The sequence below is a fragment of the Paenibacillus sp. 01T431 genome (assembly GCF_056398625.1).
On sequence record NZ_JBFTPT010000031.1, the window covers coordinates 26344 to 51659 of the forward strand.

24 protein-coding genes are annotated in these 25316 nt (G+C 40.8%); 3 read left to right on the forward strand and 21 right to left on the reverse strand.

The window, feature by feature from the left end:
* Window positions 1-18: 18 nt before the first annotated feature.
* The 11 genes from AC1DM9_RS32595 to AC1DM9_RS32645 form a co-directional block, all read right to left on the reverse strand.
* Window positions 19-603 (reverse strand): hypothetical protein, encoded by a 585-nt coding sequence (locus AC1DM9_RS32595; RefSeq protein WP_477584144.1) that lies wholly within the window; start codon window positions 601-603, stop codon window positions 19-21.
* 2 nt (window positions 604-605) lie between these two features.
* On the reverse strand, window positions 606-1085 hold the full coding sequence (locus AC1DM9_RS32600) for an RNA polymerase sigma factor (protein WP_477584146.1): 480 nt from the start codon (window positions 1083-1085) through the stop codon (window positions 606-608).
* A gap of 302 nt (window positions 1086-1387) precedes the next feature.
* On the reverse strand, window positions 1388-2887 hold the full coding sequence (locus tag AC1DM9_RS32605; RefSeq protein WP_477584148.1) for a malate:quinone oxidoreductase: 1500 nt from the start codon (window positions 2885-2887) through the stop codon (window positions 1388-1390).
* A 742-nt stretch (window positions 2888-3629) separates the two neighbouring features.
* Window positions 3630-3962 carry a hypothetical protein gene (locus AC1DM9_RS32610; RefSeq protein WP_083681545.1) on the reverse strand — a complete coding sequence of 111 codons (333 nt, stop codon included), beginning with the start codon at window positions 3960-3962 and terminating at the stop codon, window positions 3630-3632.
* A 160-nt stretch (window positions 3963-4122) separates the two neighbouring features.
* Complete coding sequence (locus AC1DM9_RS32615) at window positions 4123-5028, reverse strand: GNAT family N-acetyltransferase (protein ID WP_441883195.1); 906 nt, start codon at window positions 5026-5028, stop codon at window positions 4123-4125.
* Between the two features lie 174 nt (window positions 5029-5202).
* The gene (locus AC1DM9_RS32620) at window positions 5203-7596 is read right to left on the reverse strand and encodes a polyprenyl synthetase family protein (protein WP_477584150.1); all 2394 of its coding nucleotides are present in this window, start codon (window positions 7594-7596) and stop codon (window positions 5203-5205) included.
* Window positions 7597-7988: 392 nt separating this feature from the next.
* The gene (locus tag AC1DM9_RS32625; protein WP_477584152.1) at window positions 7989-8477 is read right to left on the reverse strand and encodes an SRPBCC family protein; all 489 of its coding nucleotides are present in this window, start codon (window positions 8475-8477) and stop codon (window positions 7989-7991) included.
* Window positions 8478-8573: 96 nt separating this feature from the next.
* Window positions 8574-8894, reverse strand: a complete 321-nt coding sequence (gene trxA / locus AC1DM9_RS32630; RefSeq protein ID WP_477584154.1) for a thioredoxin — start codon at window positions 8892-8894, stop codon at window positions 8574-8576.
* 37 nt (window positions 8895-8931) lie between these two features.
* Window positions 8932-9354, reverse strand: a complete 423-nt coding sequence (locus AC1DM9_RS32635) for an RrF2 family transcriptional regulator (RefSeq protein WP_477584156.1) — start codon at window positions 9352-9354, stop codon at window positions 8932-8934.
* A gap of 43 nt (window positions 9355-9397) precedes the next feature.
* The gene (locus AC1DM9_RS32640) at window positions 9398-10300 is read right to left on the reverse strand and encodes an NAD(P)/FAD-dependent oxidoreductase (protein WP_477584158.1); all 903 of its coding nucleotides are present in this window, start codon (window positions 10298-10300) and stop codon (window positions 9398-9400) included.
* A gap of 177 nt (window positions 10301-10477) precedes the next feature.
* A complete protein-coding gene (locus AC1DM9_RS32645) occupies window positions 10478-10882 on the reverse strand; it encodes an Rrf2 family transcriptional regulator (RefSeq protein ID WP_441883207.1) in 405 nt (134 codons plus the stop codon).
* A 175-nt stretch (window positions 10883-11057) separates the two neighbouring features.
* On the opposite strand from AC1DM9_RS32645, the gene AC1DM9_RS32650 reads away from it, so the two are divergent.
* Entirely contained in the window at window positions 11058-11510 is a 453-nt protein-coding gene (locus AC1DM9_RS32650) for a hypothetical protein (RefSeq protein WP_477584160.1), read from the forward strand.
* Window positions 11511-11553: 43 nt separating this feature from the next.
* On the opposite strand, the gene AC1DM9_RS32655 is transcribed toward AC1DM9_RS32650, so the two are convergent.
* From AC1DM9_RS32655 to AC1DM9_RS32685, 7 genes are all read right to left on the reverse strand, one after another.
* Window positions 11554-13077 carry an MDR family MFS transporter gene (locus AC1DM9_RS32655; RefSeq protein ID WP_477584182.1) on the reverse strand — a complete coding sequence of 508 codons (1524 nt, stop codon included), beginning with the start codon at window positions 13075-13077 and terminating at the stop codon, window positions 11554-11556.
* A 523-nt stretch (window positions 13078-13600) separates the two neighbouring features.
* Complete coding sequence (gene arsC, locus AC1DM9_RS32660) at window positions 13601-14026, reverse strand: arsenate reductase (thioredoxin) (RefSeq protein ID WP_477584162.1); 426 nt, start codon at window positions 14024-14026, stop codon at window positions 13601-13603.
* A 13-nt stretch (window positions 14027-14039) separates the two neighbouring features.
* Window positions 14040-15476 (reverse strand): arsenic transporter, encoded by a 1437-nt coding sequence (locus AC1DM9_RS32665; RefSeq protein WP_477584164.1) that lies wholly within the window; start codon window positions 15474-15476, stop codon window positions 14040-14042.
* On the reverse strand, window positions 15473-15805 hold the full coding sequence (locus tag AC1DM9_RS32670) for an ArsR/SmtB family transcription factor (protein ID WP_477511169.1): 333 nt from the start codon (window positions 15803-15805) through the stop codon (window positions 15473-15475). The genes AC1DM9_RS32665 and AC1DM9_RS32670 overlap by 4 nt, the downstream gene beginning before the upstream one ends.
* A gap of 301 nt (window positions 15806-16106) precedes the next feature.
* Window positions 16107-17447: an NAD(P)-binding domain-containing protein gene (locus tag AC1DM9_RS32675; RefSeq protein WP_477584184.1), complete on the reverse strand. Its 1341-nt coding sequence runs from the start codon at window positions 17445-17447 to the stop codon at window positions 16107-16109.
* A gap of 67 nt (window positions 17448-17514) precedes the next feature.
* On the reverse strand, window positions 17515-17961 hold the full coding sequence (locus AC1DM9_RS32680; protein WP_477584166.1) for a MarR family winged helix-turn-helix transcriptional regulator: 447 nt from the start codon (window positions 17959-17961) through the stop codon (window positions 17515-17517).
* 201 nt (window positions 17962-18162) lie between these two features.
* Window positions 18163-18297 carry a hypothetical protein gene (locus tag AC1DM9_RS32685; RefSeq protein WP_256710766.1) on the reverse strand — a complete coding sequence of 45 codons (135 nt, stop codon included), beginning with the start codon at window positions 18295-18297 and terminating at the stop codon, window positions 18163-18165.
* Between the two features lie 258 nt (window positions 18298-18555).
* Between AC1DM9_RS32685 and pdxR the strand changes: the two genes are divergently transcribed.
* Window positions 18556-19998: a MocR-like pyridoxine biosynthesis transcription factor PdxR gene (gene pdxR / locus AC1DM9_RS32690; RefSeq protein WP_477549248.1), complete on the forward strand. Its 1443-nt coding sequence runs from the start codon at window positions 18556-18558 to the stop codon at window positions 19996-19998.
* 57 nt (window positions 19999-20055) lie between these two features.
* Here pdxR and AC1DM9_RS32695 read toward each other — a convergent pair whose 3' ends face one another.
* Both AC1DM9_RS32695 and uvrA read right to left on the reverse strand, forming a co-directional pair.
* Window positions 20056-20700 carry a formylglycine-generating enzyme family protein gene (locus AC1DM9_RS32695; RefSeq protein ID WP_477549249.1) on the reverse strand — a complete coding sequence of 215 codons (645 nt, stop codon included), beginning with the start codon at window positions 20698-20700 and terminating at the stop codon, window positions 20056-20058.
* Window positions 20701-20913: 213 nt separating this feature from the next.
* Window positions 20914-23418 carry an excinuclease ABC subunit UvrA gene (uvrA, locus tag AC1DM9_RS32700; protein ID WP_477584168.1) on the reverse strand — a complete coding sequence of 835 codons (2505 nt, stop codon included), beginning with the start codon at window positions 23416-23418 and terminating at the stop codon, window positions 20914-20916.
* 212 nt (window positions 23419-23630) lie between these two features.
* On the opposite strand from uvrA, the gene AC1DM9_RS32705 reads away from it, so the two are divergent.
* Window positions 23631-24125 carry a MarR family winged helix-turn-helix transcriptional regulator gene (locus AC1DM9_RS32705; RefSeq protein WP_477584170.1) on the forward strand — a complete coding sequence of 165 codons (495 nt, stop codon included), beginning with the start codon at window positions 23631-23633 and terminating at the stop codon, window positions 24123-24125.
* Between the two features lie 116 nt (window positions 24126-24241).
* Here AC1DM9_RS32705 and AC1DM9_RS32710 read toward each other — a convergent pair whose 3' ends face one another.
* Complete coding sequence (locus tag AC1DM9_RS32710) at window positions 24242-25315, reverse strand: Gfo/Idh/MocA family protein (protein ID WP_477584172.1); 1074 nt, start codon at window positions 25313-25315, stop codon at window positions 24242-24244.
* Window position 25316: the final 1 nt, after the last annotated feature.

Here is a 25316-nt window from a genome sequence, read left to right on the forward strand (position 1 = left end):
ATGCTAACAGCTGCTAAATCAAAAATTATTGAAAATGACGTCGGCTGTTACCTTTCCGCTCGTGACGTCTTCCGAGGTGAAGCCAGATACCGTGTTGCCCACTTTAAATTCCTTGCTTACCAGCTGCTCTGAAATATCAGGAGCTGTTGGGCCTGTTATGCCGTAAGTCGTTTTTTCCGTAACTGTCACCCACAATTCGCCAATTCGAAAGCTTTGGCCGTCGGTACTTACCTCATCAATCACACCATCAATGTTTACCCTGTGTTTTGCTGAGGTCGCCGGTCCAGGACCATTATTCTCAATGGTGCCGCTTGGATTTTTCGTGACCGCACCAGGAGAAGTACTGCCTGCGTCTTGGTTTACTGCATAAATGCTCAGAGTCAATACCGCACAAGCCGCAATGCTGGTTGCCCAGATCATCACTTTGTTTTTCTTTACTTTAGAATGAACTGTTTTCATAGGAACCTCTCCATTTCGTATGTTGTTATTATTGTTGTCGATTTGTTTGTGCTTCTCCAGGCTTAAGCGTTCAAGTATACGTTCTTGAAAGTCTTCACTTATTTTCACTTTGGACATGGCCGATTTATAACTTGATTTTTTCATTCTCACAAATCACCGCCTATAACTTCTTTAAGCTGTTTACGCCCTCGAGCGAGCCAAGTACCTACCGTCGCAGGTTTGGCATGAAGTATATCCGCTATTTCTTCCAAGGAATAACCTTCGTAATAATGCAAATGGATCGGGACCCGATATTTTTTATCCAATGATAATACAGCCTGCATGACCATGTATTCATCCTTCGGCAGGTTAGACAGGTTTTCCGGTATGGGGTTTCGACTCTTAAACCACCCCGTCTTGAGCAAGTTTTTACATTTATTGATCGTTGTACGGATTAACCAGGCTTTCTCATGTTCATCACTATCAAAGACGGGGGATTTTTGGAGATAGGCTAGAAATACTTCTTGCGCTACTTCCTCCGCGTCAGCAATATTTTTGAGATAAGCGAAAGCTATCTTGACCAGGCTGTCGGAATAGTTGACCACGGCTTTGCGGACGGATTCATTGAGCTCATATGAATCGTTCACTTGATGTCCCCCTTTCACTAGTAATACAATCGAGCAGCCCGTTATTTTTCACGCTGTAAAAAAAAATTGGGACAATTGCTTTAAAAGGGAGCAAAAAGGTTTTTATTAGTATGTCCTCTCACCAAAAACGGTAACATGCAAGCAATATTAACTGCAGCACCTTTAAATTCAATAAAAAAAGAACCTTCAATCTATAATTAGATCAAAGGTTCAATATTTATTTTAATGAAATTAAATAATTCACGGCATGCTTTCAATTACGTCATATTTCACTACATTCATTTGTTTTTAAATCAGAAAAACTAACTAAAAGCCAGCTCTTTTTCACTCAGGCCTAGTGAGTCAGCTGTAGAAGTATGAATTTCGTGCAGAAGCTCTGGATTTTCCATTAATGAAACGCCATAAGAAGGAATCATTTCTTTAATTTTTGGTTCCCACTCTTTGATGTGTTGAGGGAAACATTTTTTAAATACTTCAAGCATAACGTGAACAGCAGTAGAAGCACCTGGCGAAGCGCCTAGCAATGCTGCAATCGAACCATCAGCAGCCGTTATAACTTCCGTACCAAATTGAAGTGTTCCTCTGCCGCCAGCTTCAGTATCTTTGATAACTTGCACACGCTGACCAGCTGCTACTAAATCCCAGTCTTCCGTTTTGGCGTTAGGGATAAACTCGCGCAACTCATCCATGCGCTTTTCTTTGGATAACATAACTTGCTCAATCAGGTATTTTGTCAATGACATATTTTTTGCACCTGCGGATAACATTGTGATGAGATTATCCGGTTTTACGGAAGTGACCAAATCAAACATTGAACCGGTTTTCAAAAACTTAGGTGAGAATCCGGCAAAAGGACCAAACAGCAAAGATTTTTTATTGTCGATAAATCTTGTATCCAAATGTGGAACCGACATTGGAGGAGCTCCAACTTTGGCTTTGCCGTAAACTTTTGCATGATGCTGTGCCACAACATTCGGATTATTACAAACCATAAATATTCCGCTTACTGGGAATCCGCCAATATGTCTACCTTCAGGAATACCGGATTTTTGCAATAAATGCAAGCTTCCGCCTCCGCCTCCGATAAAGACAAATTTTGCAGTATGCCGTTCGACGTTGCCGCTGCCATTACGTACTTTCAATTCCCACGAGCCGTCGCTAGCACGTTTAATGTTATCAACGCTATGTTTGTATTTGAGATCAACGTTTTTAAGTTTTAAGTGGTCAAACAGAATGCGCGTTAAAGCACCAAAGTTGACATCCGTACCAGAGTCAATTTTGGTTGCTGCTATAGCTTCATTTGATTTACGATCTTTTATAATAAGTGGGATCCATTCCATTAATTTTGCAGGGTTATCGGAAAATTCCATCCCTTTAAACAACGGATTAGTAGACATGGCTTCAAAACGTTTCTTTAGAAACGTTACATTTTGTTCTCCTTGGACCATACTCATATGAGGTAATGGCATAATAAAGTCTTGCGGATTACGGATTAGCTTACTATTTACAAGGTAAGACCAAAACTGCATGGAAAGCTGGAACTGTTCATTAATTTGAATCGCTTTGCTAATATCTACAGATCCGTCTGGCTTATTTACAGTGTAGTTAAGCTCGCACAGTGCTGCATGCCCTGTTCCTGCATTATTCCACTCGTTAGAGCTTTCTTCTCCAGCACTCTCGAGCTTCTCAAACACGGTAATTTTCCATTCCGGTACCAATTCTTTCAGAAGTGTCCCTAAAGTCGCACTCATGATTCCGGCACCAATCAAGATGACGTCTGTTTTATTTTCTCCGTTGCTCATTTTTACCATCCTTATATCCTAAAATTTGCATAAAGCATGTAGGCGCTTCTGTATAGGCGTTACACTAAGCCAATGCTCGACCCAGTCACACACCTTTTCTGTTTCAATTAAAACCATATCATATTGTTTTGTAATTGATTATAGATTAAATGATCTGCGATTATCAGATAATTATAAGCTATTTGAAAGCTGGTGAAAAGTGAAAAGTCCGTTTACAAGGCTCTAGGAACACACAAAGCAAAGGCAATAACAAAGCTTAATGCATCGATTGAAGCTTTTGTTTGCCGCCATGTGTTACTAGCATCATTACATTTTTTCCGATACTTGCGGTATGGTTCACTGTATTTGATGTTAAACTAAACTTCTATTAGTTTCAATCTAAACGTTGCTACTTCTCTGCTTCTGAGATTTTCAAGTATACAAATTGTGAATAATCTGCAACGTTTATATGAAGGAGTAGATATATTTCACAAAGTTGTTCAGCTTCCCCATTAAATTCCTTTAGAAATTTAACAATATATATTCATATCTTATTGAGGCTGGAGCCTTTTTGACAACAGTTAAGGTAATTTTCTGTTTGTTTTGCCTGTCTGCTGTTTTCTGTAAGTATCGTATATGTATTTAAGAAGAAATCATCTCTTGTATCAGTTAAAGTAATCTTGAAAACAAGCGAAAGACCCGTAAGGCGGCCGCTTCATTTGCGAAGCGTTGGCTCTTACGGGTCTTTTTTTATATTTAAGGACTATTTTTTGGAACGTTTTTTGGAAGATATTTTAGCACGTTTTCTGCGTTTTAAGCCTGAAACCATGACATTTTTCTCAGATTGCGTGTAATAATGCTGATAGACAGGACAACAATGATGCTTCTTCACCGTTTCAATATTTTGAATAACATTTACAAGCTGCGGATGGTAGATGTCCTCATATTGCGTAATTGGAGGATCATAAATCGTTTGCGTTGGACAATCCGGACAAAAGTTAGCCGAATTCGCACCTTCTACCATACCCATGTTACTACCCATATTACTACCCATGTTCATGTTATTACTCATGTTATTATAATCGTTACGGTTCACAGAATTATCTCCTTCCTGTTTTGGAATACACCATATTGTATTCTCAAGAAGACAAAACGACCTGTACGATTGACATGGAAGACGATGGCCTATGCTGTTCCTGCAGGATGTAGAGCATGATATTTACCTTGTACTGATAATGTTTGAAAAAAGTGTTTCATTATGAATGAGAAGTTAATGGAAACAAAATATGTTCTGCTCTATCTTCAAATGAAGGACGAACAAATAATGTGTCCTCACTCTCTGCTAATAACTCGACATGAATGTTTTCATTATCGTAATCGGGTGTAAAGTAAAAATGAATAATCTCCGTATCGGCAGTAACAAGGCTGTTCAAAATAACATCATAATCAACTTTTTGAACGCTGATGATATCATAAAGATGAAGTTGTTTATCCTCGTGCTTAAAAATAACAATGGCATCAACTTCCTCGACATAATAAATCGCATCATTGAATGCTAAGATAAAATAAAACAGCAATAGATGTTCATTGTTTTTCACACCCATTATAGGGGATACAGATATTCTTTCCTTAGCAAACTGCTCCATCAACCGATAATCATTGGCGTTATTCGTATGTAGCTTGCGGTAGGAACGGATTGCTTCTGGTTTTAATTCTAAACCTGAAATGTTTAGCGTAAAACTACTTTCTTGCGTTTTTCTAAACCCAAATCTAGGATAATAGTCTAGAACCGAATCATTAGCGAACAAGTAGATAAAGTCATATTCTTGTTCATATTTCTCGATAATATGGTTCATCAGTTTGCCTGATAATCCTTGATTTCGATAGTCGGGATGCGTCATAACGGTACCGATTTGAATGGCTTTGTACTCTTCACTGTTACATATAACCGTCATTTTGCTTGCTGAGGCATTGGCAATGACTTTACCTTTATCGAGAAAGGAATAACATATATAATTTTCGTTCCAGCCCCCTTTTTCATACCATTTTTCGAAATCAAGTCCAAATACCATTTTAGCCAATTCATTAAAGCTTTCTTTGTAGGTTGAAATGTCTTTATAGTCACTTATGAATTGGTAATTAGTCATATTAACCTCGCTCACTTTACTTCTCCCCTTCATTCTCATCAACTTTTGCTGACTGCTTCAAACACCATTAAAAAGTAAAAGCAGTCCAACAGTGACCATATGTCACCGATGGACTGCTGTTTGCTTATTCAAATTATTGCAATATCTAACATTATCTCTCGAATCTTCCTCAAGACGTACGAATGTAATTTAATAATCCCTGCTTATAATATAATTCAGCAGTTGCTTCAGAAAAGCTGGATTACGTGGCATCTCTTTCAATGCTTCCATTGCAAGGCAGAAGTGTTCCCACATCTCTTTTCTAGCTCCATCTAGACCAAGGATGGTTACAAAAGTCGAGTTGTTGTTCTCCACATCCTGGCCAATAGGTTTACCGAGTAAATGTAAATCTCCTTCCGAATCAAGCAAATCATCTTTAATTTGAAAGGCTATGCCCGCATGATAGGCGTATTTTTTCAAAACCGCAATTTCTGACGACTTTACCTGAGCGAGAATAGCAGGCATTACAAGTGAAGCTTCAAATGCAATTCCGGTTTTGTAAAAGCACATCATATTTAGCTGCTCCAATGTTAATGCTTTTCCTTTGGAATGCAAATCCATCGCCTGCCCCATGCACATATCTCCAGCTCTTTGGGACGAATATTGCATTAAAGCAAGCACGGTTTTAGGATCAAACTGTTCAAGGGATGATTGCTCTTCAATCGCCTTCTGAGTAAGAAATAGGCCGGTTAATTCCGCGGTGGCACTATTATGCACCTGGTGCAGCGTAGGTCGCCCTCTGCGAGAAGAGGCATTATCCTGCGTTGGGAGATCATCGAAGATTAAAGACGCGGTATGCATATACTCTAATGATTTTAGAAGCGGCACGATCGCCGAAGCATGCAGTCCATACTCATTAATACCCATGACCCAAGCCAATATTGGCCGTAATCGTTTGCCATCTCCTTCAAGACTGTAGTTTGCAGCATCAATAAGCAGTTCTTGCATTGGAGGTATTTCATTACTTTTGTGAATCGGCAATAGATTGTTGATTTGCTCGCGAGCAGCTTTGACAGTTGAAAGGAATTGTTCCTTTTCACTGCGATTGCTTTTTAAAACCGTTACCATCTGATCCCGGAGCAGTTTATCGAAGAAATCCACATCATCCGCTTTTTGAACCACATGTTGGATAAGGCGATTGAAATCTGGATCTCCTGAAGCAAACACCGCCATAATTTCGTTATATTTCTCAGTACCTATACGTTCTTTCAACCTTTTTAGACCATTGAAGGCACGATCAAGAATCACTTCTCTGGTTTTGGCATCGGAGTAGTATATGTTGTGAATTAAATAAGAGATGACGGACCAGTATAACTCAAAGGGATTGATTAGATCTGAGCGCTGCTCATGGTATTTCAAATAATAGGTATAGGGTGTTACCGCCCCGTCTTTCATATCATCAAACATATCTGCTAAATCATCTGCCAGCTGGTTATAAATCCCATAATAAAATGTTCGATTATCAAAGCCTTCATCCAAAGGAGCACTAATGACGGAACGAACGATGAGCCTTGAAGATGAGGATTTTAAAATGATAGGCAGGTAAAGCTCTTTGTTAGTGTAATTTACATTCCATAGGTCCTTGACACGGTCCAAATCCTGAGAATGAAAAAACACGTAGGATTGCTCGAAAAAGGTTTGTTGTGTTTCAGGTCGCTGATATTTTTTAATATACTCAAAAGCGTCACTAAGCTCCGCGTGTACGTATTGGACAAATTTAAAGTTATTGCCGGACCATTCACCTAATTGTGGAACAGATCCGCTTAGAAGCGAAGTACGGATCATATTGGAATATTGTTCTTTCTCCTCTGCCTTTAGGACACCCGAATCAAGCAGATCGTCAATAAAAGGATAGGTTAGCCCATAGGAGTAACCAAGTCTGATGGCTTCGTCTAGTCTCCTGGCACGTTCAGCAGGCAATACTTGGTCATCCATTTCTTCAATTACATGCAACATTACGCCAATTATGATTTTGATCAGCTTGCGCACCGCGTGCTCGGAACTCATTTCCTTTGGGATATTAGAGGATACGGATTTTAGTTTATTTATTACCCAAATTATGCCGTTTTCTATGCCTTCCTTCTGAGCCCACCGATACAGCCCCGCCAAGGTCATAAAATCAGGCTGCTCTCCCCCGTTTGTTGTTGAGGGTTGAATAAAGTGGCTTTTGACGTCAGCAATCACTCGTTGAATTCTCATTTGTGTCTCTGGAGCATCCAAAGCTTTTCCTAAATCCCTCATATAAATATAGGAAACGCTTCGATCCAAATAATCATCCAGTTTTCCTGAATAATTCAGCCACCATATATATCTATGATAATCCCGAGAATCCGGTTTTTTCTTTCCTCTCGAAAAAAAGGATAACAATGAATAATGTTGGATATGGTTCTTTTTCCACAATTGAATATCTTCGGTTAGTGTGGTTACATAAGTTTTATTCTTCACTTGTTCGTTCAATGTTTCAAAATATTGGGCTGCCTTTTGCTCTGCAAGCTGGTACCAAGTATCTGCTTGAGCTGTATACTTATTATTCATACGACGCATAACCTCGACTTATAGTTAAAATAAAATGACTGGGAACTGTAACAAAATAACTGATTTGAAGCCTTAGTCTAGTTTCCTGAAGTACATAAGACTAAAATATTATGTTTACTCACTTCCTCCGAGGAATTTGGAACGATATGCGTCGAGCAAATAAGTTATATTTTACACGATTGTTGGTGGTTCAACAATTTTTTGGTAAAAATATGTAGCGAGAATATCAAGTTGGACATGAAGTGCAAAGTACTGAGATACATTACGCAAAAAGGCTCGCCCCCGTTCCATTTGAGCCCTTCTAACAAAAAAACAACAAAGGTTAGGTTGATCATCAACAATGTGAGATCAAACTAACCTTTGTCGTTAAGAGTTTTTCTGTATCACTTTAACTAGTTGGTTTATACCATTAATAAGTAATCTGCCAGTTGATTAAACGTCACTTCATATCCTTCGTGAACCATATCTTGTGATGCCTCTAACGTTTTGGCTTCCTCTTCAGTTGGAGATACTGCTTCCCCTTCCATAGTAAGAATGGTTTTGTCTCCATCTTCACTGAAAATAAAAGTGACTGAAAATTCAAGAGGCCAATTAGCGTCAAAGGGTGCACGCACGGTGTTACCTTCCTCATCAGAAAAGGAATTGGTATATACAATTTTCTCAGGTGAATTAACTTCATGATAGATAAACTTGACCCACATCTCGGTTCCGTCTGGTGCGGTCTGTTTGTAATGAAATAAACCACCTGGGCGGAGATCGAATTTTTTAATATCAAAAGCCCATCCTTTTGGTCCCCACCAATTCAGTAAATGTTCTGATTCTGAAAAAGCCTTAAACACAAGGTCACGAGGAGCATTAAACGTATGAGTCATTTTAATTTTTGTAGTCATCTGAATCCTCCATTGCGATGATATTAACCTTTTGATACGTGTGTACTACACATCTTTTTCCTCTATCATGAACGATCAAGCCTATAATGCGGGTTATTATTTATTATGACCAGAAATAAATTTTTCCAAGCCTTCTACTGATAGGACTCCGCTCCTTTTGTCAACAGGTATTCCATCTTTAAAGAGGATGGTAGTAGGTATACTCATAATTCCGAATTGTGAAGCCATCGCTTCACTAACATCCACATTTACTTTCACAATTTTTACATTATGGCTTCCTGCCGAACGAAATGTTTCAAGAATGGGCGCAAACATAAGACATGGCCCACACCAAGGTGCCCAGAAATTAACTATGGTTAGCCCCTTCTTTTGAATTTCATTTTTTAGTGTTGTATCCGTTGCATGTATAATTGTCATGGTTATGTCTTCCTCTCCCGTTGGATGTTAGTTTTGTCTAATTCGAATTGCTTAAGCTGCTTATCATGTCAGTTGCTTTAATTTCCTTTAAGTATGAAATGGTACATTCATCAACTTCTAGCATCAATTTCGCTAAGTTTTCATTTATAGATGTTGTCCAATGACAGAATGTAATGGTTTGGCTTTTCTTTACCTCTCTTACTGCATCGTAAACATCAGCCAGTGTTATATCTGATTCAGGATGTTTTAGTTTATATCCGCCGTCTTGTCCTTCCTTAGCTTCAACCATCCCAGCTTTCAGCAATGTGGACATGATTTTTCGTAAATAAGCCGCATGGACATTCAGCTGTTGCGCCATTTCTGAGCTAGTCAACGTTCCGCCTTGCTCTGTAAGAAGCAAGATGACACATAAAGCTGCCCGAAATTTTGAAGACCCAATCAAATGATTTTTTATTTGCAAATAGCGCTCCCTCTTTCCGTATTGTGACTTCATTTAAGTTTCGTTAAATGAAGTCTTCCTCTGCCAACTCCAAATTTACGCTCATCGCTATTCGACTGCCGTCTGCCGCAGCAAAAACCAATTGGGATGGCATAAAATAGGAAGCATCACCAGCGATATAAAGACCGGGTATTGAGGTTTTCCCCTTTCCATCCGTTTGAATTCCTCCCAACTCCGTTTTATCACAGCCCAATTGTTCTCCGAACCTCGTGCTTGAAATAAACTTAGGAGTAACGAAACCACCAGCTCTTTCGATGGTAGTTCCATCTGAGAAACGAATATGCTCAAGCTTCCCATTTTGTCCGACGAATGCTGCAATTGGCTGCTCCATGATTACGATCCCCTTTCGTTGGAGCTGTTTTTTTTGTTCGTTCGACAGGTTTTCATTCCCGTTTGTACAGACAACTAAATCCTTGCTCCAATTGAGAAGCAGCTTCGCTGTATGAAAAACAGTCGGATATTCCGAAACAACGACAAGGGGCTGATCGCGCAGCTCCCAGCCGTCGCAATATGGGCAATTAAACAAGCTTTTTCCATAAAGCGGGTAAAAGCCTTCGATCTCAGGAAAAATTTCTTTTACTCCTGTTGCCAAAATCAATTTACGTGTATGAATGCGAAGTCCAGATGAATCAATAAGCTCAAATCCGGCTGCAATTTTACTGACAGAAATCACCTCAGCTAGCCTATGAGCGACTGTTGGATAACTCAGCACCTCTTCATAAGCAATGCGGCGAAACTCAGCTGGTGTAACGCCATCCCTTGTTATAAAGCCATGCGATGAATGAGTAACAGCATTTCTTGGACGATTGTTGTCGATCAAAGCAACACTTCTCCTTGCCCTGCCAAGCATAAGTGCGGCATTTAACCCTGCTGGTCCTCCGCCAATAATGGCACAATCATAATTCATGCAGCTCATCTCCTACTAATGGAATATTAAAGACACTTTATATCTATAATAAAGTGAAAAAAATGCTTATTATCAAGTTTAAGTCCGACATTGAAGATTCGTTATATCTATAATTAATTCAAAAAAAGGATTTTATACGATGTTAATTGTACTTCTCCTTTTTCAGAAAAAATGTTCTTAACTTTCAATCTTAGTTTGTTTTTTTGCAATGTCAGCTAATTTCGTTTGTTTCAGATGTTGTTCCATCTTCTCTTCCGCTTCTTTCATTGCAGCTTGAATCAAGCATTCTTCACCATGAACAAAATCACATTCAAATAATGATGTTGTTCCTTCAATAGCGTGGATAATATCCAAAAACGTAATGTCGTCCTTTTTGCGTGATAGCCGGTAACCTCCGTTTGCCCCAGAAACGGATTCAATCATCCCTGCTTTGACGAGTCTCGTTAAAATTTTGGAAAGATAAGTAGGTGAAACGTTTTGGGATTCCGCCAGCTGCTTGACGCCTATGGGCTTCAAATTAGAAGCTTCTACAAGCATGAGCATGGTGTGAAGTGCATAATTGGTTGCTTTGGAAAATTTCATGTTCTCACCTCAATTGCAGACTTATTGTGTCTATAATACCTATGAAGTCGCTAATATGTCAAGTTGTGAAATATTATTATGTACTTCAGTAGATCATTGGTCATGTTATACTTGTTATGGATAAAAATTGTAAATCGACATTTTTCCTAGAGATTTAAATATAAAGGAGACAAATATGATAAAACGTAATATGATTGTTCCCGCATTATTTTTGATTGTAATCGCTGGTATTGTAGTATTTACGACTTTTTCAAAACAAACGACGTTTAAAAAAGCCATATCGGATCAATTGAACGTAACTCAAATAAGCTCAATTGAGATTTTGAAATCAACAGATGATCCATTAGAGGAAAAAATAATCGTTACAGATTCCGCTCTAATTGAACGCATCATGAATGTATTTTCTAACACAAAGCTTATAAAAGAGCATTTTTCAACGAACAATTATAAAGAATCGTATTGGATAACGATAAAAACGAATGAGAATAGACAATTCGGCCTTACACTTTACGATCATCATTTTCTAAATGTATTTGATTATAATGCTTCAAAAAATGCTGCTAATTCTTATAAAATAACGAATGAGCTTGACGCAAGCGTCATTAGAGATTTATTTGCCAAAGTTTAATGTACATAAGAAAAACCTCGCTACGAATAGCGAGGTTTATTTTTTAATGAGATGCTGAATATTCTTCTAGCTCGGAAGCTGGATCAAACTTCTCCTTGCTCATAGCAAAGGCAGCTGAAAGAGCAATGACGGATGGAATGATGGCCCAAGCAAAAGTATGAACGAGTGACGAGGACAGTGCTTCAGTTATTTTATCAAGAATCTGAGAAGGAATGCTCTCCCTTGTCTCAGGTGTCAAAATTTTACTTGGATCACTTAGATCAATGAACTCCGACGTTTGACCGCCGCTGCCGATCGATGAAGAAAGCTTATTTGCAAATAAGTGACTTTGAATAATACCAAATACCGTAATTCCAAGCGTCATTCCCAGTTCCCGAGTGAAGCTAAGTGTAGAGCTTGCAGAGCCTCGCTGCCTAGCAGTAAATCCATGTATGGCAGAATTGCTTAGAACAGAAAACGATGAGCCGATGCCAAGACCAACTAAAATCATAAAGATTGTAACCGTAAATCGGGATGAATCGGGTGTTAAAGTAGTCAGTAGAGCCATGCCGCCCACTAGCAGAAACAACGTCGAAATCATGATGGAGCGATAACTAAACTTGGAGAGCAGAATACCGCCGCCAGCAGCGGTGACAACAGATCCGACCATCATAGGAAGCAACACGAGCCCCGAGTTTGTAGCTGAGCCTCCAAGTACCCCTTGAACGTAGATTGGGATGTAAACGGAAGCTGTTATAAATGCTGCACCGCTAAAAATAGCCATTAAATTGCTCGTGGAATAAAGCCGATTTTTGAACATGCTGAAGGTGATGATCGGTTCTTCTGCGTGGCGTTCAATAAATATAAAAGTGACCAATAATACGGCAAAAGCTAAAAACAAACCTATGATCGTGAAGGAGTCCCAATCGTATTTTTTACCTCCTAGCTCCAGCGCGAACATGAGACAAAGAATTGAAGTTACGAGCGTTATTGCGCCCATGTAGTCGATTTTTTGTTTAGAATGCTCAACAGACTCTTTGTAAAAATAAGCAATCATTACAAATGCAATGATTCCTATTGGTAAATTGATGTAGAAAATCCAGGACCAATGAACATAATCTGCAATATAAGCGCCAATTAGAGGTCCGAATATGCTGGAAATACCATACGCAGCACCAAACAATCCGCCTATCTTCCCACGTTTTTCAGGTGCGACCACATCAAACATAATTGTGAATGCAATGGGTACAAGTGCTCCGCCGCCAATACCCTGTATCGCGCGATAAATACTTAGCTGTACAATAGATTCCGCTGTACCGCATAAAGCTGAGCCGATCATGAATACGATAATTCCGAAAACAAAGAAACGCTTGCGACCATACATATCAGATAACTTACCAAATATCGGCATACCAGCCATCTCTGCGATCATATAAGCAGAAGTCACCCACATTAATTTGTCAAACCCGCCAAGGTCCCCTACGATTGTCCCCATCGCAGTTGCTAATATGGTGTTATCCATCGATGCCATCAGTGTAGCCAGCAGAAGTGCTGCAATGATTACACCTACTTTATTTCCTTTTGCCATTTCCATTGTTTCTCGTTCCCTCCACTTTGTTCAATTGACAATGTAATTGCCACTCCCTTTTTTATCTCGACGACTGATTGTCTTGAATAAATATAATTATAGTTATAAGTATCTTGATAATCGAGATAATATTATAGTAAGAGGAGCTTCATTTTTTGTCAAGCTATCAATAACTACCGTCAGTTGAATTTTATTGGATGGGAGATATCAGATTGGATTGGAGGGTCACAAGGTTTGAGGGTCACTGTACGATTGATGTAATCACGATTAGAAAGGATGACAACATATGATTTCCTTCTTAACTTTATGTGCGTGCTTCGTTGGCGGCATTATTTATATTTTATACGCAGGAGTAGGTATCATTAGAGATGACGAAATTCAGCAAGACCAAATAATTAGCAATTTTAAATGATAAAGAAGCAAGCCCTGAGGGCTTGCTTCTTTTGTAATATAGTTATAAATGGTACAAAAACAGTTCCTAAATCCTCGAATATATTCGAAAGAACATAATTATTACTGTTTGTTACATCCCTTCCTTCACAAACAACTCAATACGATTTTTTATCGAATCTCGGATCTCTGCGAATGCAGTATTGATTTCTTCTTCTGTACCTGTCGCTTTTGCGGGGTCGTCGAAGCCCCAATGCCATCTTTGCGCTTTGTCGTTACTTACAACCGGACAGTTATCGTTAGCATGACCGCAAAGCGTGATGATGTAATCTGCTTGTTTTAAAATTTCAGGATCTATGACATCCGAAGTATGATTGGAGATATCGATGCCTGCTTCTTTCATGGTTTGAACCGCACGGGGATTTAAGCCATGAGCTTCTAGACCAGCACTCTTCACTTCATATTTGCCGCTGCCCATTGCCTTCAAAAATCCGTCGGCGATTTGGCTTCTGCAAGAGTTCCCAGTACACAAAAAATAAACGAGTGGTTTGTTGTTCATTATTATCGGCCTCCTATATTCTCGAGTTAACTTTTACGATCTCTTCTTGAAATCTCGTTTTGCCCATTTTCGAGCTTATCCAAGCATTTATCCATATGCCGATTAGAACCAAAATGGCGGTAATTACGGCAATCAACACCCATACATTAATGCTTGTTGAATGGATGAAATGCAGCCACATATACAACCCTGTTAATGTGATAAAGAGCGTTGGGATCGTGAGAATGATACCCGTTTTAAAATAATTTCCCCATGTGATTTTTACACCCTTACGTGATAATACGTGCAGCCACAATAGTGTCGCGAGCGATCCGATGGGTGTCATTTTAGGTCCCAAATTACTGCCGATAACGTTGGCATACACCAAAGATTCACGAATGACGCCTTGCGTTGCTGTTCCTTTTATGGCTAATGCATCGATCATCACGGTTGGCATATTGTTCATGACCGAAGACAATATCGCAGCAAGGAATCCCATACCGATAGTGGAGATGAATAGTCCCTTGTCGGCGATGGCTTGAATGACTTTTCCTAGTTCATCTGTAAGTCCCACATTACGAAGTCCATAAACAACCACGTACATGCCAATGGAGAAGATGACAACTGCCCAAGGAGCGCCCTTGACCAGCTTCCAAGTTTGAATAGCCGGGCTGCGTCGAGCAGCTAAAATAAACAAGATTGCAGCGACGCCTGCTATGACGGAAATTGGAACATGAATGTATTGAATTAAAAGGTATGCGAGAAGTAACATGGCTAAGATTACCCACGAAATTCGGAACATCTTCTTATCTTTTATAGCTTCAGACGGCTTCTTGAGCTGTTTTAAATCGTAGTGACCTGGGATGCTTTTACGGAAGAACAAAAACAAGACCAGAAGGCTCGCCAACAGCGAAAAAAAGTTCGGAATAATCATCCGGCTAGCATACTCGATAAAGCCGATTCCAAAAAAATCAACGGAAACGATATTAACGAGGTTACTGATTACAAAAGGGAGCGAAGTTGTGTCTGCGATAAAACCGCTGGCCATAATGAATGGCAAAATCATTTTCTGATCAAATTTGAGTGCACGCACCATCGCAAGCACAATAGGTGTTAAAATAAGCGCGGCGCCGTCATTGGCAAAGAATGCCGATACTGCTGCACCAAGAAGAACAACATAAACAAACATAAGTTTTCCATTGCCTTGTGCGAGCCGCGCCATGTGAAGCGCCGCCCATTCGAAAAAGCCGATTTCATCTAAAAGAAGCGATATTACGATAATAGCTACAAAGGCAAGCGTAGCATTCCAAACAATACCCGTAACCGTACTAACATCAGCAAAGCTTACGACGCCAAACAGAAGAGCCAGAATAGCTCCGGCAGCTGCCGACCAACCAATACTTAGTCCTTTTGGTTGCCAGATTACAAACGTGAGCGTAAGCAAAAAGATTAAAATGGCAATGAGTGTCATACTTCCCCCTGTGTATCACAGCTGTTATTTTTTAAGCCTGCTATTTTTTCTTTCATGGAAGGCAGGTACGGATACACGCACTGTACATAGGCTTCCGCATCCGGATTAAGGGAGTAATATACCCACTGCCCTTTTTTCTTTTCATTTAGAAGTCCGGCTGATTTTAGTTTTCGTAGATGCTGGCTGGCATTTGGCTGAGACATCCCGATAATGTCAGTGATATCACATACACATAGTTCCTTTTCTTTGAGCAGTGCTACGATGGTTAACCGCGTTTTATCGGCTAATAATTTATAAGCCTCGGCCATTTCCTGTATCGTTTGCTCCATATGTAGTACCTCCCTCTGTTTTCTCCCGTTGGCTTCTTTTCATTTCATAATTATATAACTAACTACTTATATAATCAATGGCGAATATGATGAGATGTGAAAATTTCGAGTGTTTATAACCATTCAAAGTCGCCCCTTCTTCCTAAATAAACAAAACAAAGGGCATTAGATTGAATAAATGCCCTTTGTTTTAGGTTGTTTGAAGTAGAACGTTGCTCATACTGGCTACGAAAGTAGACGGAACATTTCGGTATTCCTAGAATACTAGGCAAATTACTTGCTGGAACATCGTATATTATTTCTACTTTTGATCTGGTCCACAGCAACTGTCTCCGCCGCCGACACCAATGCTACAAACACCTGTCTCCGGCAATTCCAGCTCTACTTTACGAGCAGACTCCATATCCCCCACTAAAGCGGCTACAATCGATCTAACTTGCTCATAGCCGGTTGTCATTAAGAAGGTCGGTGCTCTTCCATAGCTTTTGGCACCGACAATGTAAAAATCTTTCTCAGGTTGACGTAATTCGAGTTCACCATGAGGTCTAACTGTACCGCAGCTATGAACGTTTGGATCGATTAGTGGCGCTAACTCATATGCACTTTCAAGACTCGGGTCCGTCATCACTCTTACCTCACGGACAAATGATAAATCAGGACGTGAGCCCGTGTTGCATACGATCTCGTCAACACCGTCAATATAAGCTTTCTCTGATCCAATCGTACCGATAACATGAATTTTCCCGTTACTCTGTTTTAATTCTTCAATATAAAACGAGGTCATCACTTTCAAAATTCCCGATTCAACTAATTTTTGAATTCGATTTCCGAGTTCTCCCCTAGCTGGTAATCCATCTAACTCACGTCCGCCATAAACATCCTCAAGATTATGTTTTCGTATTGCCCATACAATCTCAGTCTCGTTTGTTTGCTTTTGAAGCTCCCCAAGTTCCAAAAGTGTATTAATGGCGGAATGACCGCTTCCAACGACAAGGACTTTTTTTCCGCGGTAACGATTTTTATCCTTTCCGAGCAAATCTGGGATGCCATAATATATTTGATTGCTAAGCGCTTTTTCTTGTATTAAGAACACACCATCCGAACGAAGCGGGTTTGGATTTGACCATGTTCCCGTGGCATCAATAACCGCTCTTGCTTCAAAAAGATGTTGGCTGCCATTTTGGGTGGCGTGAATGGCAAAAGGCAGATCATCACGACCTTTGGTTTTAACTTTACTTAAACCCTTACGGCTAATGGCAGTCACCTTCGTATTCAAATGAATAGACGGACTTATTTCAGAGAGATCTGACAGAGGCTTTAAATATTGTTCTACGAGTTCTTTCCCTGTTGGAATATCCGTATTTTGTGGTGTGATCCAGTCGGTCAAAAGCAACAATTGTTTAGCTGCTTTATCGATGTTATATTCCCATGGGGAAAAGAGTCTTACATGCTCCCATTTTTTAATATTTGCTCCGATATCGCAACCAGCTTCTAAAAGTAAAAATGACTCTCCTTTTAAACTTAAATGTGCAGCTGCCGCAAGACCTACCGGTCCAGCTCCTATAATTGCAATTGGCAAATTGCTTTTTTCGTTGTCATGTACCTCACAGCAGCTAATTTGGTTAATAGGAATACTTTTCATCATATTATTTCCTCCTCAATATTATTTGCAAATTGCAAGTATTAGTGATTTTTAAAGGGATAAATAATTATCCCAGTGTTGTACAACATACTTTCGATTTTGCCATGCTTTCGTTAAGCAATTTTATCGAGTTTATGACCATGTCTTGTTCAAATTCAGACATATGCGAAAAGACCTCTTTTAAATAGTCATTCATTTGGCCATCAATGACTGTTGAAATGTACTTGCCTTCCGTCGTTAACGTTAAAATATTGATTCTCCGGTCTTCAGGAAGTTGTGTTTTCTTCACCAATCCTAACTTCACAAGACTTTGAACTTGGCGGCTAAACGTCGTGATGTCTATGGATAGTGAATCCGCCACCTGCTGAATCGATGGATTATGTTTTCGATCGATCTCATAAATAATATGGCTTTGAATTAATGAGATATCCACTCCGCCCGCTGTGCAACAATTTTTATCCAGAAGCCCAAACCGGCGAGTCATTATTTGAAACATCTCTCTTATGTTCTCCACTTGTTTCACCTCTTGATCTATTTATAACGCAATTATTTGCAAAATGCAAATAATAATTGAATATTGACCTTTTATTTTTTATCTTAAGAAATTACGCAGAATTATTCAGATGAACACAAAAAAACCAGTAACAACAAAGCTTTTGTCGTTACTGATTTCCACTTCCTGTGCTATTTGTTGTTGTAGCTCACAATCATTTTTTTAATTATTTAGGTTGCTGTCATCATGATCTTCCCAACGTCTTGAATACGCTTTGTTCGTGATCCAGAATGTAATCCATGAAAGAATAGCTACGATTATAAAAGATACGATCCATACGCCGATAGGTACTTGCATATGATTTCCCCCTATATGTTAGCAGTATTTTTTTGATTCCTAATACGTGCAGTTCATTGATATGTGAATTAACGTTTATCATAAAATAAAAAGCGAAAAAACGAACCATCCAAATCGGATGAATTACTACCATCCAATTCGATTGGTTTTCATTTAACTGTCATAGTTAGGTTGAAAACAGCCTCTTTCAGTTTGAAAATCAGTGGTATGATAATCATGACTATAATGTTTTATTTACAAGCAAGGGATGTGAACCTGATGTGGGAACTTGAGAGGAAAAGTAAAATTCCTATATATAAACAAATTACCGATCATCTAGAAAGACGGATTTCCTACGGTGAATTCCCTCCTGGCAGCTTGCTTCCATCTGAGAGAAAATTGGCTGAACAACTAGGCGTAAACCGCAGTACAGTCATTTTGGCATTTGCCGAGCTTCGATCGATGGGGATTATTGAAAGTCAGACAGGCAGTGGAACGCGTGTATCCAAAACAAAATGGGGAGCCACTCCCAAGCACACGCCTAATTGGAGTCGGTACGCTGAGGGCGGCAGCTTTCTACCTAACTTGCCCTTTATGCGAAGAATTCGTGAAGCGCTCAATCAAAACCCCTCTCTCATCGATTTTGCTAGCGGCGAGCTGTCGGCTGATTTGGCTCCTAATGATGAAATTACAACGTTGATGAGCGAGAATAAATATACTTCATATTTGGGTTATGATAATCCTCAAGGGTATATTCCGCTTAGACAAGCATTGGTATCCTATCTAGATCAACATCGGGGTATTAAGACAACGGAATCATCGATTTTGATCACATCGGGATCTCAGCAATCGTTATATTTAATAACCCAGTGTTTGTTGTCGCCTGGCGACGCGGTTGCGATTGAAGATCCTTCCTACTGCTATTCTCTGCCTATGTTTCAATCAGCGGGGCTTAGGTTGTTCCGACTTCCTGTTGACAGTCAAGGGGTATGTCCTGAGGACATTCGTGCTTTATACAAAAAACATCGGATCAAAATGGTGTTCATGAACCCCAACTATCAGAACCCAACAGGTACAGTGTTCGGTGCTGAACGCCGCAAACAGCTGCTTGGCGTCGCAAGCGAGTTGGCGCTGCCTATTGTCGAGGATGACCCATTTAGCTTAACGGACTATGAAGGTTTACCGCCTTCACCGCTGAAATCAATGGATTCAATTGGGTCTGTCCTCTATATCGGTTCTTTTTCCAAAATAGCTGCATCTGGCATGCGAATAGGTTGGATGGTTGCCCCTAACTCCATTGTGGAGAGACTTGCTGACGCAAGACAGCAAATGGATTTTGGACTTAGCGTTATACCGCAGCAGGTAGCGGCACAATTTTTGAAGTCCAATTACTTTGAACCTCATCTTGACCGCTTGCGAATGCAGCTCCAATATAAACGAGATTTACTTATTGAAGCATTGCAGAAGGAACTTCCAGGATTGGTTACGTTCACTGCCCCACAAGGTGGTCTTCATCTATGGTGTAAGCTAGTTCCGGATGTTCACGATGGAAAGCTGCTGGAGGAGTCCATTAAAAGAGGGATTGTTTTTGTTCCTGGTAGTGTGTACGGATCGGATTCTGGTTTCGTAAGATTTACTTTTGCTCGAGCAAAAGAAGCTGAAATTGGTTTAGGAATCTCCAAATTTGCAGATGCGCTGCGTGAGCTTATGAATAGCAAATAGCTTAATAGGAATTAGAAATAACCGCGGAGGTATACCTCCGCGGTTATTATCAACTCGTTAACATGATTTGGCAAGGCGAAACCCAAGGTCGTCAATACAAAATGACGGATGACTGCGACGACGACAAGTAGCTCCGCAGCCTCTCGCATCTTCAGCCCAGCTGCCGCCGCGAAAAATGCGATATGAGCCATATACCTGCTCATCATATAAATCCCAGCACCATTCCCAGACATTTCCTAACATATCATATAAACCCCATGCGTTGGGTTCTTTTTTACCTACTTCATGAATGCTGTCTCCCGAATTTCCATTGTACCAAGCGATTTTATCAATCTCTCCGTATTGATAGCCAGCTGATCCTGCTTTACACGCATATTGCCATTCCGCCTCTGTCGGAAGGCGATAGCCATCAGATTCCCAATCACATTCAATATGATCTCCATCCTGACTGAATGAGTAACACTCTGTTAATCCTGCATTCAGGGACAGTAAATTACAAAAATAGATGGCTTCATTCCAAGAGATATTGACCACTGGCCTTTGATCACTACTTAAAGAAAGAGGAGATTTTTTGGTTACAGCTAAATACAACTCCATCGTTACGGGATAAGGTGAAAGATAAAAGGGTTTAATTTCAGACTTCCATTTTCGTTTCGTCCGGTCATCTCTTAATTCAATTACTCCAGCTGGAATGCTTACCATTGGATATTCATCATGTTTATTTAGAGCATTAGAAACGGCGATCTCCTCCTTTGATTTTTATGTTTTCCTTCTGTAATCTACCATAAATTAGTGATTTATTAAAACAGTATTTGATATTTCGTTTCCTTATAGAATAGTTAACAAAAAAAGGTACTGTCAGCATGACAGTACCTGCACTACGTATTGATTTAGTAATAGATTGGCAAGCTATAATTACTGTCTTTTAGCCAACATTTCCTTTAAGAACATACCCGTATACGACTCTGCCACTTCCGCTACACGCTCAGGAGTGTCTTCTGCTACTAATTTGCCGCCGGCTGCGCCCCCTTCTGGGCCGATATCGATAACCCAATCGGATTCTCGTATCAGTTCCAGACTATGCTCAACAACGATTACCGTATTTCCAGTATCAACCAGCTTGCTGAGTAAAGTATGGAGCTGCTTAATGTCAGATGGATGGAGGCCTGCCGTCGGTTCATCCAGCAGGTAGAGCGTATGGTTTTTGGAAGGCTTGCTCAGCTCTTTCGCCAGTCTGATCCGCTGTCCTTCACCGCCAGATAACGTTTTGACCGATTGCCCCCATTTCAAGTAGCCTAGTCCGACTTCACAAAGCATCTCGATTATACCTGTTATTTTAGTTTCTTTTTTGAGAATAGCTAGGCTTTCCTGCACAGACATATTCAGCAAATCCGATATAGAGCAGCCTTCATACTGAACCTGTAAAACCTCATCCGTAAATCGTTTTCCTTTGCAGTCAGGACACTTTACCTCCAGATCAGGCAGGAAGTTCATATCAACGGAAAGCACACCTAGCCCCTGACAGGTCTCACAACGACCACCAGAGGTGTTAAATGAGAAATGTTTGGTTGTCAGTTTTCTTTTTTTAGCTTCAGGCAAACCAGCGAACAACTGGCGCAGCTGCGTAAACACATCCGTATACGTTGCTACGTTGGAGCGCTGCACTCGTCCCATGGGTGTCTGGTCAAATATAACGACATTTCCGACATGCTCTAAGCCCGTAATTTTCTTGCACCCTATTCGCTCCAACTCCTTCTGACTTCCTTCTGCTAGGATATCAAAGACTAGCGTGGATTTGCCGGAGCCAGATACACCTGTAACGGAAACGAGACAGCCAAGCGGGAATGCTACAGTTGGAATGTCAACATTACGGAGTTTAGCCTGCTCGATTGTAATAAACTGACCGTTGCCTGCTCTGCGGATGCGTACAGTAGTTGAGCCATTCTCTTCTCTCAAATAAGCGCCTGTAACCGAAAGCTTACTGGACATTAAATCCTCCAGACTTCCTTCGCCTACGACGGTTCCACCGTGCAACCCAGCGCCAGGACCTATATCGATGATATGGTCTGCAGCACGCATCATCTCAACATCGTGCTCGATTACGAGTACTGTATTGCCTAAATCACGAAGCTGCTGAAGTACTCGTATGAGACCGGATGTATCACGGGGATGAAGACCCGTGGTCGGTTCATCCAAAATATAAAGTACTCCGGTGAGGCCAGAACCGAGCAGCGATGTGAGCCGCAGCCGCTGTGCTTCGCCGCCTGATAACGAAACGGTTTGCCGATTCAGAGAAAGATAGCCTAGGCCAACACCAATGATTCGTTTTAGCCTAGTAGGCATATCATGCAGAATGGGTTCGAGCAGATAATGACCTTCAGGCGGGAGCGTCTCTTGTAATTCCTCGGTCCACTTAAATACATCACTGAGTGACCATTCCGATACATCGGAGATGGTTGAGCCGGCTACTTGAACAAGACGAACCTCTTTCTTAAGGCGTGCGCCTAGGCATTCCGGGCAAAGCTGTTCATGAAAAAAACTTCCCTCTTTTTCCGCAGTGCCTGTTTCCCCTTCTTTTTCTTTGTAACGCCTCCATAAACCAGGGATGACTCCTTCGAATTTTGTACCTTGGACAGGCTTCACATTTGGATAATGCCGCTTGAAGGCTTCACTCTCGACACCATAATATAACAAATCGCGCTGTACCTCTCCGAAATCCTTTAATGGCTGATCCGGATCAAATGCAAAGCCGTAATGCTTTCCGGCCGCCATCAAAATACGAATTTGAATATCGCGATGAACCCCGTTCAGAGAAGCCACTCCCCCATCGCGCAGACTGAGCTCCGAATTGAAAACGGCTGCTTCATTAATGCTTGCCACATGCCCAAGCCCACTGCAAGCTCCACAGGCTCCTTCTGGCTTATTGAAGGAAAAGTGTGACATTCCTAGCTGCTCAAGCGCTGCTCCGCAGTGAGGACAGCCTATCATTTGATGATCCATTTCCTCATCTTCATCGGCCATTGCACCTATGGGCTCAAAAGAAGGAGCTATGTGACCGCTGCAAGAAGGGCAAATCCGCTCCCCTAGTCGCGAGAAGATAAACCTTACAAACGTATAGATATCGGTTACTGTTCCGACTGTTGATCGTGGATTTCGATTGGTAACATGCTGTCCAACGCTGATGGAAGGTGACAATCCTTCGATAGACTCAACCTTCGGCTTCCCTATCGAATCCGAGGTCATGCCCATGGAATCCAAATACTGCCTTTGGCATTCTCTTTGAAGTGTATCCATAGCCAAAGTTGATTTGCCAGATCCTGATGGACCTGTAAGAACGACCAGCTTGTACTTTGGAATTGAAAGGGAAACATTTTTCAGGTTGTTTTCACGTGCACCTTTAATAAAAATGGTATCTTTCATAAAAATCCTCCTCATAATAAATAATTATTCTATGTCTTATAGCATTCCGATCTCAAATATGGATTAAAGTGTTTAGCCATCATGACTAAAGTTTTTGCAAATTATGAATGATTTCGATAGAATGAACTTGATTAAATTCATTTCATCTAATATCTTTATAACAAAGTATCTCGAAATCCGAGATACCCATATCTTAAAAGGAGGTTTGTCCTTTGTCAAGCGAGCAACAAGTGCAAGCGACCGATCAGCAGGAACAATTCGTCGCACGTATGCGCGGACTAGGAAGCCGAACAGTTTTGTACCAACAAAATGTAGCTGCTGCTCTCGGCTTATATAATAATGATTTTTTATCTGTGGATATTTTACGTGAAAAAGGACCAATCACAGCCGGTGAGTTGTCCAAACTAACTGGGCTTGCTACTGGAAGTGTGACAGCATTAATTGACCGCCTTGAAAAATTCGGTTACGTACGCAGGCAAAACGATCCCAATGACCGTCGCAAAGTGATTATTGTTCCGCTCTATGAACAGAAAGAAGATGTCAGCAATACGTATATTCCACTTCACAACGAGATGGTAAAGCTGGCTTCCTCCTATACAGATGCAGAGCTGGAACTGATTACACAGTTTCTAGAGAGAGCTAGCAAAGTACTAGATGATCAAATTGATCACCTCAGCTCTGCAAAAAGCACTAAATCTTCATCTTAAATATAGGGTACACCAATTGAAAAGGACGATATCCAGAAGTCTAATGACCTCAGGATACCGTCCTTTATTGTAACTCACATTATTATCCGTCTCTTACTCTTGTACATGAGCGGCCTTTAATCGAAGTAGATCGTTTTGCCGGTTTCGGCTGATAAGTAAACCGCTTCCAGAATAGCCGATACCACCATCGCCTCTTCAGGCTTAACGAGCGGATCGGTGTCGTTCACAATACTGCTGATCCACTGCTTGGCTTCATACTCGAAATCAGTCAGGTTTTCTCCACGGAATTGCTCTCTCTCTGTTGCTTTCACGTCGATGACGTTGAGAAATAAGCTGCCGTCCCTCTCACCGTTAATGCGCAGACCATCATGAAAATCAGCACCGCCCTTCGTACCGCACAAATATGATCCTTCCGATTTGGCGATATTAAGTGCCCAGCTGGTTTCAATTGAAACGACAGCACCGTTTTTGAATTTTACATAACCAAAAGCGGAATCTTCTACTTCAAACTGCTCTGGGTCCCATGATCCCCATTCATTAGCTGCATTTTCTGTATCCTTGAGCTTCTGGAACACACTGCCTACTACACTGTGAGGTTCATAATTGTTCATCAGCCATAGGATGAGATCCAGTGAATGGGTGCCAATATCGATCAAAGGTCCGCCGCCTTGTTTCTCTTTATCCAGAAATACTCCCCATGTAGGAACCCCTCTACGCCTTGTTGCAACCGCTTTGGCATAATAGATCTCGCCAAGCTCATCATTCTCGATCATTTTTTTTAAGAGCAACGACTGAGCTTTGCTTCGGTTCTGGTAGCCGACTGTCAGCTTCTTACCGGTTCTAACATGAGCTTCGTACATCGCTTTCGCTTCGGCACTGGTCTTGGCCATCGGCTTCTCACACATAACGTGTTTGCCTGCTTCCATGGCATCGATTGAAATGACGGCATGTGAAATATTTGGCGTCAATACATGAATGACTTCAATATCCTCCATCGCTAATAGCTGCTTATAATCGGTAAAAACCTTCGCACCGGGAACTCCATACTTCTCAGCAGCTTCGCGCGCTCTTTCCTCGATCAGATCGCAGAATGCGACCATTTCCACATTATCCACCTTGGCTAAGCTTGGCATATGTTTGCCGCCAGCAATCATGCCGCATCCGATAATACCTACCTTTACTGTTCGCATC